The organism is Streptomyces platensis (genome assembly GCF_008704855.1).
In the GTDB taxonomy this organism is placed as follows: Bacteria; Actinomycetota; Actinomycetes; order Streptomycetales; family Streptomycetaceae; genus Streptomyces; species Streptomyces platensis.
Window position 1 is genome coordinate 7,510,665 of record NZ_CP023691.1, and the last position, 13,617, is coordinate 7,524,281.

At 72.9% G+C, this 13,617-nt stretch carries 11 protein-coding genes; 5 read left to right on the plus strand and 6 right to left on the minus strand.

Translation table 11 applies throughout. From position 1 onward, the window contains the following. Positions 1-108: 108 nt before the first annotated feature. From CP981_RS33160 to CP981_RS33170, 3 genes are all read right to left on the minus strand, one after another. On the minus strand, positions 109-3,156 hold the full coding sequence (locus CP981_RS33160) for a glycoside hydrolase family 2 TIM barrel-domain containing protein (protein ID WP_085924964.1): 3,048 nt from the start codon (positions 3,154-3,156) through the stop codon (positions 109-111). A gap of 119 nt (positions 3,157-3,275) precedes the next feature. After that, the gene (locus tag CP981_RS33165) at positions 3,276-4,589 is read right to left on the minus strand and encodes an SWIM zinc finger family protein (protein ID WP_244329893.1); all 1,314 of its coding nucleotides are present in this window, start codon (positions 4,587-4,589) and stop codon (positions 3,276-3,278) included. Then, a complete protein-coding gene (locus tag CP981_RS33170) occupies positions 4,586-7,558 on the minus strand; it encodes a DEAD/DEAH box helicase (protein ID WP_085924962.1) in 2,973 nt (990 codons plus the stop codon). The genes CP981_RS33165 and CP981_RS33170 overlap by 4 nt, the downstream gene beginning before the upstream one ends. A 147-nt stretch (positions 7,559-7,705) precedes the next feature. On the opposite strand from CP981_RS33170, the gene CP981_RS33175 reads away from it, so the two are divergent. Continuing rightward, positions 7,706-7,888, plus strand: coding sequence for a hypothetical protein (locus CP981_RS33175; RefSeq protein ID WP_085925021.1), 183 nt, complete (start codon positions 7,706-7,708; stop codon positions 7,886-7,888). A 638-nt stretch (positions 7,889-8,526) separates the two neighbouring features. Here CP981_RS33175 and CP981_RS33180 read toward each other — a convergent pair. Continuing rightward, entirely contained in the window at positions 8,527-9,309 is a 783-nt protein-coding gene (locus CP981_RS33180; protein WP_085924961.1) for a hypothetical protein, read from the minus strand. Between the two features lie 89 nt (positions 9,310-9,398). On the opposite strand from CP981_RS33180, the gene CP981_RS33185 reads away from it, so the two are divergent. Further along, the gene (locus CP981_RS33185) at positions 9,399-9,845 is read left to right on the plus strand and encodes a hypothetical protein (protein ID WP_244329894.1); all 447 of its coding nucleotides are present in this window, start codon (positions 9,399-9,401) and stop codon (positions 9,843-9,845) included. 101 nt (positions 9,846-9,946) lie between these two features. Beyond that, entirely contained in the window at positions 9,947-10,840 is an 894-nt protein-coding gene (locus CP981_RS33190) for an oxygenase MpaB family protein (RefSeq protein WP_085924959.1), read from the plus strand. Positions 10,841-10,865: 25 nt separating this feature from the next. On the opposite strand, the gene CP981_RS33195 is transcribed toward CP981_RS33190, so the two are convergent. Continuing rightward, positions 10,866-11,477 carry a class I SAM-dependent methyltransferase gene (locus tag CP981_RS33195; protein ID WP_085924958.1) on the minus strand — a complete coding sequence of 204 codons (612 nt, stop codon included), beginning with the start codon at positions 11,475-11,477 and terminating at the stop codon, positions 10,866-10,868. Between the two features lie 427 nt (positions 11,478-11,904). On the opposite strand from CP981_RS33195, the gene CP981_RS33200 reads away from it, so the two are divergent. Next, positions 11,905-12,519 carry a GTP-binding protein gene (locus CP981_RS33200; RefSeq protein WP_085924957.1) on the plus strand — a complete coding sequence of 205 codons (615 nt, stop codon included), beginning with the start codon at positions 11,905-11,907 and terminating at the stop codon, positions 12,517-12,519. A gap of 48 nt (positions 12,520-12,567) precedes the next feature. On the opposite strand, the gene CP981_RS33205 is transcribed toward CP981_RS33200, so the two are convergent. Next, on the minus strand, positions 12,568-12,996 hold the full coding sequence (locus tag CP981_RS33205) for a PPOX class F420-dependent oxidoreductase (RefSeq protein WP_085925020.1): 429 nt from the start codon (positions 12,994-12,996) through the stop codon (positions 12,568-12,570). A gap of 169 nt (positions 12,997-13,165) precedes the next feature. On the opposite strand from CP981_RS33205, the gene CP981_RS33210 reads away from it, so the two are divergent. Further along, positions 13,166-13,573, plus strand: a complete 408-nt coding sequence (locus CP981_RS33210) for a roadblock/LC7 domain-containing protein (RefSeq protein WP_085924956.1) — start codon at positions 13,166-13,168, stop codon at positions 13,571-13,573. The last annotated feature ends 44 nt before the right edge of the window (positions 13,574-13,617 follow it).

Consider the following 13,617-nt stretch of genomic DNA (forward strand, 5'->3'; position numbering starts at 1 on the left):
TCCGTGCTGCGGGAGACGCGGGTACCCACGCCTCACTCAAGATCGTAGTGCCGGGCGGTGCGCACGGCCCCGGGCGGCGCCTTCGCGCAAGCGCCCCCGGCCCGCGGCTCAGCCCAGCGACGAGAACACGAACGAGAAGCGCGCCGGAGCCACCTCCAGCCGGTGCTGCGGCAGCACCCCCGGCCCGCAGGACTGGCTGCCGATGCCGTGCTGCGCATGGTCGAGATGGACCCACAGATCCTCGCCCGGCCGCAGATCCGTGGTGTGGCGGGCGGCGGTCAGCTCCTCGGCCGGCCACCGGCGGGCGGCGAAGAAGAAGTCCGGGTCACCCGCGATCCGCAGCCCCGAGCCGTCCGTACGCGTCAGCTCCGCCCAGCGCACCCCGGGCCGCGCCCCGTTCTCCTGCGGTCGGACATACGGCGTCTGGAGCGCGTCCACCGGCATCGACCAGCGGCCGACCCGGGCGGCGGCCCGGGTGTCCGGATAGCCCTCGCCGGGCCCGCCGCCGAACCACGTGGCGAGCCCCAGGCTGCCGCACACCCGCATCCGCACCCCCAGCCGCGGCAGCGGCACCGGCCAGTCGCCCTCCGGGTCGACGCTCAACTCCAGCCGCAGCAGACCGGGTTGTGCCGTCCAGTGGTAGACCGTTCGGAGCGCCAGCGGCGTGCCGGCCGGGGCGACCCGGGTGCGCACCGTCAAGGAGTCCGAACCGGTCTCGACGGCATCGACGCGGTGCCGCATCCGGTGCAGCCCGAGCCGCCGCCACTCGGTGGCCGGCCGTGGCTCCGGCTGCCAGGGCGCGGCCTCGTCGTTGTCGGTCGGTGCCCGCCACACGTCCAGCCGGGGCCCGCCGAGCCGTACGCCGCCCAGATAGTCGAGGGTTCCCGTGGTGGCGTCGAAGGTCCCCGGTCCGAGGACGATCACATTGCCCTCGCCGCGGCGCGGGGTGGCGGTGGCCGCCGGGGGAGTGGCGGTGGGGCGCGGCGCGGCCGGGAGCTGGCCCCAGGCGACCTCGTGCCCCGAGGGCGCCCATGCGGTGTCCTGCTCCAATACGGCCTGGACCGTCCAGATCGCCTCTCCCTCGTCGCCCGGTTCGCACGGCGCCGGAGGCAGATCCACCACGGCCGACGCACCGGGCGCCAACGGCGGCACCGCCAGCCGGCCGTGCCCGCGCAGCTCGCCGCCCACCTCGTGGACATAGCGGAACAAGAGAGAGTCGAGGCCCGCGAAGTCATACCGATTGGTGATCCGGACCGCGCCCGCCGCGCCGTCGTCGCTCGCGGCCTCGATCCGCACCGGCTCGATGACCTTCTTGAACTCCAGCAGGCCGGGGGAGGGCACCCGATTGGGCAGGACCAGCCCGTCGCAGACGAAGTTCCCGTCGTGCAGCTCCTCGCCGAAGTCACCGCCGTAGGCGTAAAAGACCTCACCGTCGGCCGTGTGCTGCCGCAGCCCGTGGTCGATCCACTCCCAGACGAAACCGCCCTGGCAGCGCTCATGGCGCTCGAACAGCCGCTGGTACTCGCTCAGTCCGCCGGGCCCGTTGCCCATGGCATGCGCGTACTCACACAACAGGAACGGGAGCGCCCGCCGCCGGGCGTCCAGCTCCGGGTCGGGCAGCGGTGCCTCCGCGCGCCGCCCGATGCGCTCCACCTCGGCGTGGTCGGCGTACATCCGGGAGTAGACATCGGTGTCGGCGCAGCTGGGGTCGCCCTCGTAGTGCAGCGGGCGGGACGGGTCGCGCTCGCGCATCCAGGCGGCCATCGCGGACAGCCCGCGCCCCGTGCCGCACTCATTACCCAGCGACCACAGCACGATGCTGGGGTGGTTCTTGTCCCGCTCGACCATCCGCCGGGCCCGGTCGAGCAGCGCCGGCTCCCAGCGCGCGTCATCGACCGGATTGTCCCGCCGGCCCTGCTGGGCGAAACCGTGCGTCTCCAGATCGCACTCGTCGACCACCCACAGACCCAACTCGTCGCACAGATCCAGGAAGGCGGGGTGCGGCGGATAGTGGCTGGTGCGCACCGCGTTGATGTTGTGCTGTTTCATCAGGAGCAGGTCACGGCGCATCGTCTCCGGGCTGAGCGTCCGTCCCGAACGCGGATGGAACTCATGCCGGTTGACGCCGCGCAGCAGGATCCGGCGGCCGTTGACCGTCAGCAGCCCGCCCTCGACGCGGACCGTACGGAAGCCGATCCGCAGCGGGATCCGCTCGCCCGGGGTGACCAGCTCCCCGTCGTAGAGGTGCGGTTCCTCGGCCGTCCAGGGACGCACCGGCACCGTGGCGCTCTCCCCGGTCGCCAGATCGAGACCGAGCGCGGGAACGGTCACCCGGCCGGCCGGTTCGCACTCCACCCGCAGGGTGCCGCGCCCCGTGACGTGATCGAATCCGGCGTGCACGAAGTGGTCGGCGACCGAGCCCTCGGGACGGCGATGGAGCGAGACGTTCCGGAAGATGCCGGGGAGCCACCACTGGTCCTGGTCCTCCAGATAACTGCCCGACGACCACTGGTGGACCCGCACCACCAGCACATTGCCGCGCGGCCGCAGCAACTGCCCGACCTCGAACTCGTGCGGCAGCCGGCTGCCCTTGAAGTGCCCCAGCTCCGCCCCGTTGAGCCAGACCCGGGCGCAGGACTCCACCCCGCCGAAGTGCAGCACCGCCGGCCCGTCCCCCCACCCCTCGGGCAGATCGAAGCGGCGCCGGTGATCGCCCGTCGGGTTCTCGTCCGGCACCCGCGGCGGATCGACCGGGAAAGGGTAGGCGGTGTTGGTGTACACGGGCGCCCCGCCGAGCTGCGGCCGCTCGCCGCCCCCGTACGAGCCCTCGTCGGCGAAGCGCCCCTGAAGCGGCCAGTGGCCGGGCACCCGCAGCTCCTGCCACTGCGCGTCATCGAAGTCCGGCCGGGCGAACGAGTCGTCCTCGGCGTCGGCACGTGCCGAGAGCCGGAACCGCCAGGCGCCGTGCAGCGAGATCCGGGCGGCATCCGAGCGCGCGTACCAGGCGCGGGGCGGCAGGGCCCCGCTTCCCGGCGAGCGGTCCTCGTAGTACGGCGGGCGGCCGGGCCGGGACGGTGCGCCGGCCGGCTCGTCGGGGGTCCGCGCGGGCGATGCGGACGATGGGGGGTGCGGCGCGTGCGGCGAAGTGCCGGTCACTGGTCCTCCTGCTGCGGGCGAGGTGCCGGGAGGTGGGGGATCGGTTCAGCGAAGCACGCGCGGCGGCCCGGCGCAGGCGGATGGGGGGATTGGGGTGGGGCGGCTTCCTCACCGCCTCCTCACCCCTCCGCCGACAACCCCGCCAGCGCGCCCGCCGGATCGTCCGTGGCCGGACCCGCGGGCACCCACTGCCCGCCCTCCCGGCGGTACGGCCACCAGCGGCCGTCCCGCCCGTAGCGCAACTGGGCCGCCCCGCCCACCACCGTCCAGCGGTTACGGGTGACCCGCAGCCGCGGCCGGGTCTCCTCGTCCTCCCACGCGGCCGCCAGCCGGCTGGTGGCCCGCGCCAGCGCCTCGGGCTCCGGTGTCCAGTCCTCCTCCAGGACCGCCAGCCCCGCCGCGCCGCCCAGCTCCCAGGCCCGTACGGCTGACGCCAGACCCCGCGCATCACGCCCCGAACCGGCCGCCAGCCGCGCCGATATGGGCGCCCCGGGCAGGGAAGCCGCCAGCCGCACCGCATCCTGGGCGGGCGTCAGGACGGGCGGCGGCGGACCGTCCGGATGCCGCGGGGACAGCGCATCCGCCAGCATCAGCTGGGCGCGCGCCGCCGCGTCCCCGATCAGGAACTCCAGCGCGGCCACGTCCACCCCGGGCGCGGGCGGGGTGCCGCCGCCGAGCACCGGCGGGATGCCTGGTGTGGCGACCGGCGCCGGGGGCGCGGGCAGCGGCGGCAGAATGTCGCGCGCCGCGTACGCCTCGACCGCCGGCACCCCGGCACCGGAAGGCTCCGCCGCGCCCGCGCCTGCCGGGCCCTCCGCCCGCGACGCGCTGCGCGCCTGCAACTCGTCCAGCAGCTCCTGCTCACCCCGGCCGCGCATCAGCAGCAGCACGAACGGGTCCTGGTCCAGCAGCCGCGCCAACTGGTAGCACAGCGCGGTCGAATGCGCGCAGTGGTCCCATGCCCCACAGCTGCACTCCGACTCCAGGTCGCCGATGCCCGGCAGGAGTTCGATACCGGCCGCGGCGGCGTCCTCGACGAGCACCGGCGGCATGTCCCGGTCCAGCAGCGCCGCGATGTGCCCGGCCCGGTCCGCGACCAGGTCCAGGAAGCGGTCCCAGTCCGCCGCGCTCAACTGCTGGAGCAGGACGTCGGACCGGTGCCGCGTGTGGTCCCGGTCCTGCACCACCGCGGTGATCCGGCCGGGACGCACCGACACCGCACCGACCGCACCGGCCCGCGCATGCCGCCGCCCCAGCTTCACCTGCGCGCCGTCCAGCGCGGTGTCCTCCAGCGCCTTGAGCCACGCCTGCCCCCACCAGCTCCGGGCAAAGGCCTGCCCAGGCGCCGCGGGCAACGCCTCGAACGTCCGCTCAACGCCAGCGGAAGCCCCCTCGTCCAGATACATCCGTCCCTCATCTCCCGGCATGTTCATCGCTCGTTCCCCCGCAGGGCGACCAGATCCGCCAGCTCGGCGTCGGTGAGTTCGGTCAGCGCGGCCTCGCCGGACCCCAGCACCGCATCGGCCAACTGCTGCTTACGGGCGAGCATGTCGGCGATCCGGTCCTCGATCGTGCCCTCCGTGATGATCCGGTGGACCTGCACCGGCTGGGTCTGCCCGATGCGGTAGGCGCGGTCGGTGGCCTGCGCCTCGACGGCCGGATTCCACCAGCGGTCGAAGTGCACGACATGCGCCGCCCTGGTGAGGTTGAGACCGGTACCCGCCGCCTTCAACGACAGCAGGAACACCGGCGCCGCCCCCTCCTGGAAGCGCCGCACCATCTCCTCCCGGCGGGCCACCGGCGACCCGCCGTGCAACAACTGCGTGGGCACCCCGCGCGCCGCCAGATGCCCCTCCAGCAGCCGCGCCATCTGCACGTACTGGGTGAACACCAGCACGCTCGCGCCCTCGGCGAGGATGCTGTCCAGCAACTCGTCCAGCAGCTCGACCTTTCCCGAACGCCCCGCGATTCGCACCGCTTCCGCCGTACGGCCATCCGCCGCCGGCCCGCTCTCCTTCAAGTACTGCGCGGGGTGGTTGCAGATCTGCTTGAGCGAGGTGAGCAGCTTGACCACCAGCCCGCGGCGGGCGAACCCGTCCGTCCCGGCGATCTCGTCGAGCCCCTCGCGCACCACGGCCTCGTACAGCCCGGCCTGCTCCTTGGTCAGCGTCACCGCACGGTCGGTCTCCGTCTTGGGCGGCAGCTCCGGCGCGATCCCCGGGTCGGACTTACGGCGGCGCAGCAGGAACGGCCGCACCAGCCGGGCCAGCCGCTCGGCCGCCGCCCCCGCCTCCGGGGACGCCGCCGCACCGCCCTCGATGGCCCGCGCATAGTGCGTTCGGAACCGGCCCAGCGGTCCCAGCAGTCCCGGAGTCGTCCAGTCCAGGATCGCCCACAGCTCCGACAGATTGTTCTCCACCGGGGTACCGGTCAGTGCCACCCGGGCCTTGGCGGGCACGGTCCGCAGCGCCTTGGCGGTCGCGGAGAACGGGTTCTTGATGTGCTGGGCCTCATCGGTGACGACCAGCCCCCAGCCCACCTCCGCCAGCTTCACGGCATCGAGCCGCATCGTCCCGTACGTGGTCAGCACGAACTCACCGTCCGCCAGGTCCGCCAGACTGCGCCGCCCGGCATGGAAACGGCGTACCGGTGTGCCCGGTGCGAACTTCTCGATCTCCCGCTGCCAGTTGCCCATGAGGGAAGTGGGACAGACGACGAGGGTGGGGCCGGCCGACTCGGGAGCGGTCTGCCGGTGCAGATGCAGGGAGATGAGCGTGACCGTCTTGCCCAGCCCCATATCGTCGGCGAGACAGGCGCCCAGCCCCAGTGACGTCATCCGGTGCAGCCAGCCGAGCCCGCGCAACTGGTAGTCGCGCAGCGTCGCGGTGAGCGCCGCCGGCTGCCGGACGGGCTCGGCGCCGCCCTCCGGTTCGGCGATCCGGTCACGCAGTTGGGCCAGCCATCCGGAAGCCGCCACCGCCACCCGGCCGCCGTCGCCGTCCTCGGCACTGCCGGTGAGCGCGGCGCCGAGCGCATCGAGCGGGGTGACCTTCCGCTCCTGCCGGTCCCGGGCGGCCCGCACCGCCGCCGGATCGATCAGCACCCACTGACCGTGCAGCCGCACCAGCGGCCGCCCCGCCTCGGCAAGCCGGTCCAGCTCCGCCTTGTCGACCTCCTGGTCCCCCACAGCGAACCGCCAGCTGAACGACAACAGAGCATCCGCCGACAACAACGAAGGAAGCCCCGAGCCCCGTCCCTCGTCCCCGTCACCGCCGCCCCCGCCGGGCGGCCCCACCACGGCACGGGCGGTCAGCGTGCGCGCCAGCTCCTTCGGCCAGTGCACCGCCACCCCCGCGGCGGCCAGCGCGCCGGCGGCCGGCCCGAGCAGCTCCGCGATCTCCTCATCGGCGAGCTCCAGGGCATCGGGCACCGCCGCGGACAGCAACGGCGTGAGCGGCGCCCAGGCGGCCGCCGCCCGCCGCAACGTCAGCAGCGTGTCCATCCGCGCCCCCGCCCCGAACGCCTGCCCGGCCGCCGAGGCCCCCGCCCACACCTCCGCGGCATCCGCGACCAGCGCCGGATCGCTGAGACTGTGCAACTGAACCACGGCGGCAAACGTGAACGGCGCACCGTCGGGAATGCGGTCCCCCTCCCCCTCCCCGGCCACACCGCCGCGCAGCCTTTCCGGGCACACACCCACCTCGCCGACCTGCTCCCCGCCCCGCACCTCCACACGCAGGGAGACCCGTACGCCCGCGTCATGCCCCGCGGCGACCTCCGCCGCCCAGGCGCGCTGTTCGGGGATGTGCTGCGGCGCGGTCACCGCGAAGGCCGGCGCCCCGGTGGCCAGCGCGGCGCCGGGGGAGCGCGGCAGCCCGTCCGCCACCGCGTCGAGGAAGGCCCGCACATGCCGTTCGGGATCCGGCAGCTCCAACGGGTCGGTGTCCGGGAGCGGGCTCGCGTGCGCGTACGGCGGCATCGCGGCGGCGAGATCACGCAGCCGCGCCAGGTCCGCCGGATCGAGCGGCCCCAGCCGCCAGGCGTCGTACCCGGCCGGGCTGACCCCCGGCAGTATCCGCCCACGGGCCGCGAGCTGGAGCGCCAATACGGACGCGGCTCCCCAGAAGGCGGCAGCCGGATGGGCGTCCCCGCCGGCCCGCGCACGGGTGAGCACCGGCACCGCCTCGGCCACCGTCAGCACCAGCGCCGGGACCTCGCACAAGGAAACCCCGCCGTCGTCCTCCGGCAGCACAACGCCCAGCGACGCGTCCCCCACGGCTTCACCATCAGGCCGCCAGAACGCGATCCGCCCGGCCCGCGGCGGATCCGACGGCAGAAAAACCGCTGCGCACTGCGCGAGTGCGGAGAGCTGAGCGGGAGTGACCGCGGGGAGGGATGTCACGGGGTTCCGAGCTCCTCAAGTTTGACTAGTCGCGCCTGGAGCGCCCGAGAGTACAGGATGACGTGTCCCCGGAAGGAACCTGCGACGCGAAATCGGCGTTCAATGGAGTACACAGAGCGCGGCATGCGCCGCGGAAGGGGCGTGAAGATGTCCACTCAAGCGAAGGTCGCGGTCGGCGGCGTAGCGGTGGGAGTGATCCTGCTGTGGCTGCTGCCCTTCTGGGCGGCCCTCCTGGTCATGGTCGGAATCCCGGCAGTCGCGTATCTGACACTCGACTCCTCCCAACGCCGCCGCCTACGCCGCGTCAGCCGCAAACAAATCGGCCGCTGACGGGTTGCCGGTGGCTGGCCGCCGGTTCGCGTACGGCGGGTGGGTGGCGGGTCGGAGGGGACGCCCGGTACCCCGTCCTCGGCGCGGGCGGCCCTGGTCCCAGAGGTAAGTCACCCCGGCGTTCGCTCCGGTCCTGCGGGCGGGGCACCGGACATCCCCTCCGACCACCGTCCGTAGGCGGCTGACCCGCCGTACCGATGACCGGTTACGGCTATGTCAGCGGGACCTCTTGGCAGGCAGCCGGTCCCTGAGGCCGTGCACGGCGCCCCTTGGCAGGCATCTGGTCCCGCAGCTTGGGCGCGGGCCGCTGTGGGGTCTGTGACGGACGGTGCCACCGTCCGGCAGTCGGCAACGGGGGACGGTCGGAGGGGATGTACCGGGGCCCGCCCGCAGGACCGGAGCAAACACCGGGGCAATCGATCCCACGTAGCCGCGTCGCCCGCGCCGAGGACGGGTCCCGGTGCGTCCCCTCCGGCCCCCGCGGCAACCACGTAACCCGCAACGGCGCCAGCCACAACGCAGCCGCACCGAAGGCACATAACGGATCGGCCGCGCCACCGAAGGGGCGCGGGGAACTGCGCGCCCAGCCACAACGCACCCGCAGCCGAACATCGCCCCAAGCGGAGGGCACCGACTTTTCAGACAGGCCGCTCCGCCAACTCCTCAAGCGACGCCAACAGCCCCGGCAGTTCAGGCCCCCTCCCCACCGGATGCACCTCCCCCGGTTCGTCGTCCAGCAGCACGAACGCGATGTCATCGGTACGGGCGACCATGCTCCACCCAGGCCCATCCACCCGCAGCGTCCGCGCCTCCCCCACCGCGAACGACGACCGCACCCGCCCGGGCGGCGGTGGCTCGTTCACATAGCCGCGCGCCTCCTTCAGCACCCGCCGCACCCCCTCGTGCGCCTCATCCCCCGGCTCCGCAAAGCTGACGTCGCCCTCCACCTGCTCGCGCCACGCCGCCCATTGCATGGCGATCTCGTCCGCCCCGAGCCGCCGCTGCGCCGGCCCCCACTCCTCCGCGTCGGGAGGGGTGAGCGGCGCCGGGTCGCCCTCCTGCGGCTCGGGATCGTGCGGCTGCGGCACACCGGGTGCCGCCACGGCGAGCGCGAGCGGCCAACCGGGCAGCGCCCCGACGATGCTGCTCTCGCCGGGCGAGAGGTCATACTCCATGCCGCAGTCCCAGGCCGCGATGGCGCAGGCGACGAGTGACACATCCTCCGTCACCACGGTCCAGCGCCCGCCGTCACCGTCCTGACCGAGGACCAGCCCGTAGCCCTCCGCGTACGGTTCGAGCCCGAGGCCCGCGCACACCTCGGGGTAGTCGTCACCGAGCACGCTCGGGAACTGCGCGGGCGTCAGCAGCACCGCCGTCAGCACGAACAACTGATCGTTGTCGGCGCTCTCGGTCGTGGGCACGCGGGCCTCCCCATCGGGTCCATTGCGGAGTACGTCGGCGCACCCTAATTCGCTTGGTACGGGCTTGTCACCAGCCGTACGCTGCGCGGATGTGTTTTTACAGCCGCCGGATGCACTTCGTGTGCCTGGTCTGCCGGGCCGCGTGGAAGAAGACGCCGGCCTCGCGGGGACCGGGCTGCTGCCCGCAGTGCCGTGGTGAGCTGATCAACGCGGGCGCGGACCTGGCGGTGCCCAAGCGGCGTGACGCGGCCGGGTGGCGTGCGCTGGAGGCCGTGCTGCGCGCGGGGCTGACCTTCCATGGCGGGTGCTGCGGTACGGGACCGGGCTATCGCCCCCGCACACCACGCGAGGTCCAGGAGCGGCTGGCGCTCGCCGGCCGCACCGGTATGCCGGTCAGGGCGGCGCTGGCCGTAGTGGATGCCACCTGCACCGACCGCTACGGTGCCGACGCCCGGACCCAGGGACGCGGCACCCGCAGCCCCCGGCGGCGGGCCGGTGTGCCCAAGCGCTCACAGGAGACCGCCCGGCGCGGCTGATTCCGGCCACCGTGGGGCGCGATCTGGCCCCCGTCGCACCGTTCAAGTGCCGCCCGCGCCCGTAAAATTGGCGCTTCGGCGAACGAAGGGACGGTTGTCAGGTGCGGCGCTACGACTGGTTGAGGGAGATCCGGCGGCTCGACCCGGAGCGCGACTGCCTGCGGATCTACCGCATCATCGCGACCCATGAATTCCCCTGGGACGTCACCCGGGCCCTGGAGCTGGCGCTCTACCGCACCTATGCCGTGCCGAGCATCGGCCGACTGCTCGCGGAGACGGCGGAGCTGACGGGCCGTACCCAAAAGCGCTATGACGACACCGCCCTCCTCCTGGACGCCGTCGTCGAGCACGGCTTCGACGGCGAGGACGGCCGGACGGCGATCCGGCGCATCAACCAGATGCACCGCAGCTATGACATCAGCAACGAGGACATGCGCTATGTGCTGTGCACCTTCGTGGTGGTGCCCAAGCGCTGGCTGGACGAGTACGGCTGGCGGCGGCTGACCGCACACGAGCAGCATGCCGTGGCCGCCTACTACCGCACCCTCGGCCGCCACATGGGCATCACCGAACTCCCGCAGACCTACCGGGACTTCGAGCAGTGCCTCGACGCGTACGAGGAGGCGCACTTCGGCTGGGACGAGGGTGCGCGACGGGTCTCGGACGCGACCTTGGACCTGATGGCGGGGTGGTACGGCCCGCTCGCCCCGGTGGTGCGCGGTGCCAGCATGGCCCTCCTGGACGACTCGCTGCTGGACGCCTTCCGGTACGAGCGGCCCAAGCCGGCGGTCCAGAAGGCGGTACGCACCGCCCTGAAGCTGCGTGCCAAGGCCGTACGGCTGCTGCCGCCCCGCCGCGCCCCGCACTACGCCCGCCAGAACCCCGAGATCAAGGGCTATCCGAACGGCTTCCGGGTGTCCGAGCTCGGCACTTTCCCCGCCTCCCGCCGCACCGGCACCTGCCCGGTTCCGCACGGGGAGGGCCCGGCGGCCTGAGGCACCGGTGCCGTCCGCGCGGGCATCATCCCCGGCGGACCGCCAGCGCCAGATAGCGGGAGTCCTCATCCTCGTACCGGATGAGGTCCCAGCCGCAGCTCGCGAGGACGGGCCGCAGATTCGGCTCGGCCCGCAGATCATCGGGCGTGATCGGGCGGCCCTTGCGCGCGGCGAGGGCGGCCCGCCCGATGGGGTGGAAGAGGGCCAGCCGGCCACCGGGGCGCACGGTCCTGGCGAGCTCGGTCAGGCCGCCCGCCGAGTCCGGCAGATGCGACAGCAGCCCCGCGGCAAAGACGGCGTCCAGCGCGGCGTCGGGCAGCGGCAACCGGCTCACGTCCGCGAGCAGCAGCGCCGCGTCACGGTCGCGTCCGGCCCGTACGGCGGCCTCCAGCATCTCGGGCGTGAGATCGGCGCCCAGCACCGTTCCGAGCGGTCCCACGGCCGACCGGAGGGCGGGCAGCGCGCGTCCGGTGCCGCAGCCGGCGTCCAGGACCCGTTCGCCTTCCTGGAGGCCCAGTTCGGCGACGCCGGCCGCATAGGCGGGGCCGTCGTCGGGGAACTTCGTGTCCCAGGTGGCGGCGCGGGATGCGAAGAACGCACGGACCTCCTGCGGGCGGTCGGCGTGGTGGTCGGTCATCGGGCTCCTCCGGGAGGGCGACGGGCGGCGAGGGCGGCCAGGACGGCAATGCCGTGGGACTCGACGGCACAAGGCGAGAGGCGCGTCACGGGCGGTGATCCGCGCCGCTCCGGTGCCTGCTTCCGCCTCATGAGCTCATGATCTCGCACAGCTCGGCCGGTCACCGGGCGAACGCCGCCGGGGACGGACCGGTCTCCGGCGACGGATGCCTCTCCTCGGCTCAACTATCACGAATTCGGAGGTTGATGGGCTTCTTGATCGGAAGACGTGACGGCTTTGGCAATTCCGAGAAAATCCCTGTCAGCGGGCGGTACGGTCCTCGCCATGGATTTCGTGCGGCCCTCTGCCGCCGAGGGCTCCCCCCGTCGAGCCGTGGATCCGCACACCCCGTGACACGCAGGACCCTGCATCCTGGAGGAGACGGCCGATGAACGCCGCACAAGGGGCCCCGGAGGGCGCAGCCCCGGGCCTCGACGCCGAGTTGACCCTGAAGATCTTAGTCGCGGGCGGCTTCGGCGTGGGCAAGACAACACTGGTGGGCTCGGTCAGTGAGATCCACCCGCTGCGTACGGAGGAACGGCTCAGCGAGGCGGGTGAGACGGTCGATGACACCGGGGGAGTGGACCTCAAGGGCACCACCACCGTGGCGATGGACTTCGGCCGCATCACCATCCGGCAGGGCCTGTCGCTCTACCTCTTCGGCACCCCGGGGCAGGACCGCTTCTGGTTCCTGTGGGACGACCTGTCGGAGGGCGCACTGGGCGCCGTCGTCCTGGCCGACACCCGGCGGCTCCAGGACAGCTTCCCGGCGGTCGACTACTTCGAGCGCCGCGCGATCCCGTTCCTGGTGGCCGTCAACTGCTTTGCGGAGTCCCGGTCCTACGGTGCCGACGAGGTGGCCCGTGCGCTGGACCTGGACCGTGGCACCCCCGTCGTGCTCTGCGACGCCAGGGACCGCGACTCCGGCAAGGAGGTGCTGGTGCGGCTCGTCGAGCACGCGGGGCGGCGGCACTCCGGCAGGGTGCTCGATTCGGTGGGATGATCGCGGCGGCACGTGGCGCGGCCCGTCCGCGCCGCGCCACATGCGCCCTCAGTCCGCCACGGCCGCCAGGGCGATGACCTTGTCGATCCTGACCCGCACCACCAGCTCGCCCGGCACGCCATTGCGGGCGCCGTACTCCTCCGCCCGCTCCTCGCCCATGTAGCGGGCCGCGATCCGGGCCGCCCAGTGACGGACCTCCGTCAGATCGCTGCTGATCTCCGCCGTCCCGTGCACCACCACGAAGGAAAACGGTGGCCGGTCGTCGTCGACGCACAGTGCCATCCTGCCGTCGCGGGCGAGGTTGCGGCCCTTGACCGTCTCCTCCCCGGTGTTGAACACCAGCTCGTCACCGTCCATGAGGAACCACACCGGCGCGATGTGCGGGCCGCCATCGTCCCGTACGGTCGCCAGCTTTCCGGTCCGGGTCCCCGCGGAAAGGAACCTCTGCCACTCGTCCTTCGTCATCTTGTGTGCCATGCCGACATCCTCGGCCATGCGGCACGAACCGGTGTCCCGTGGCACGCCGGACCGGGGGGCCGCTTGCCGAGACGGCCGAGGTGGGACAGGCTGGCACGACGGCCTTCGAACGGACCACGGGCCGCGGTCCGGCCACACGTGCGGGCACAGACACGGGGAGGAAGCAGCAATGGCATTGAGCAGCGGACTCGACTGGCTGCTGGACGACCTGACCAAGCGGGTGGAGAAAGTACGGCATGTGCTGGTGCTCTCCAACGACGGTCTGGTGACCGGGTCGAGCGAAGGACTCCAGCGCGACGACGCCGAGCATCTCGCGGCGGTCGCCTCGGGACTGCACAGCCTCGCGAAGGGGTCGGCGCTCCACTTCGGCATCGGGCGGGTGCGCCAGACCATGGTCGAGTTCGACGACGGGCTGTTGTTCGTGACGGCGGCGGGCGACGGCAGTTGCCTGTGCGTGCTGGCCGGGGCCGACGCGGACTTGGGGCAGGTCGCCTACGAAATGACGCTGCTGGTCAATCGTGTCGGCGAGCATCTGGGCGTCGCGGTCCGCCAGCCGGAAAGTTATCCACAGGTCTGAGGCGGGGCTTGACCCACTGTCATCGCCTGCGGCTACAGTCGTCA

Excerpts from the sequence above, each read along its gene's own strand:
- CP981_RS33195 (WP_085924958.1), bottom strand. The coding sequence starts at position 11,477 with ATGACCGACCACCACGCCGACCGCCCGCAGGAGGTCCGTGCGTTCTTC.
- CP981_RS33210 (WP_085924956.1), top strand. The coding sequence starts at position 13,166 with ATGGCATTGAGCAGCGGACTCGACTGGCTGCTGGACGACCTGACCAAG.
- CP981_RS33185 (WP_244329894.1), top strand. The coding sequence starts at position 9,399 with ATGTGTTTTTACAGCCGCCGGATGCACTTCGTGTGCCTGGTCTGCCGG.
- CP981_RS33200 (WP_085924957.1), top strand. The coding sequence starts at position 11,905 with ATGAACGCCGCACAAGGGGCCCCGGAGGGCGCAGCCCCGGGCCTCGAC.
- CP981_RS33205 (WP_085925020.1), bottom strand. The coding sequence starts at position 12,996 with ATGGCACACAAGATGACGAAGGACGAGTGGCAGAGGTTCCTTTCCGCG.
- CP981_RS33175 (WP_085925021.1), top strand. The coding sequence starts at position 7,706 with ATGTCCACTCAAGCGAAGGTCGCGGTCGGCGGCGTAGCGGTGGGAGTG.
- CP981_RS33165 (WP_244329893.1), bottom strand. The coding sequence starts at position 4,589 with ATGAACATGCCGGGAGATGAGGGACGGATGTATCTGGACGAGGGGGCT.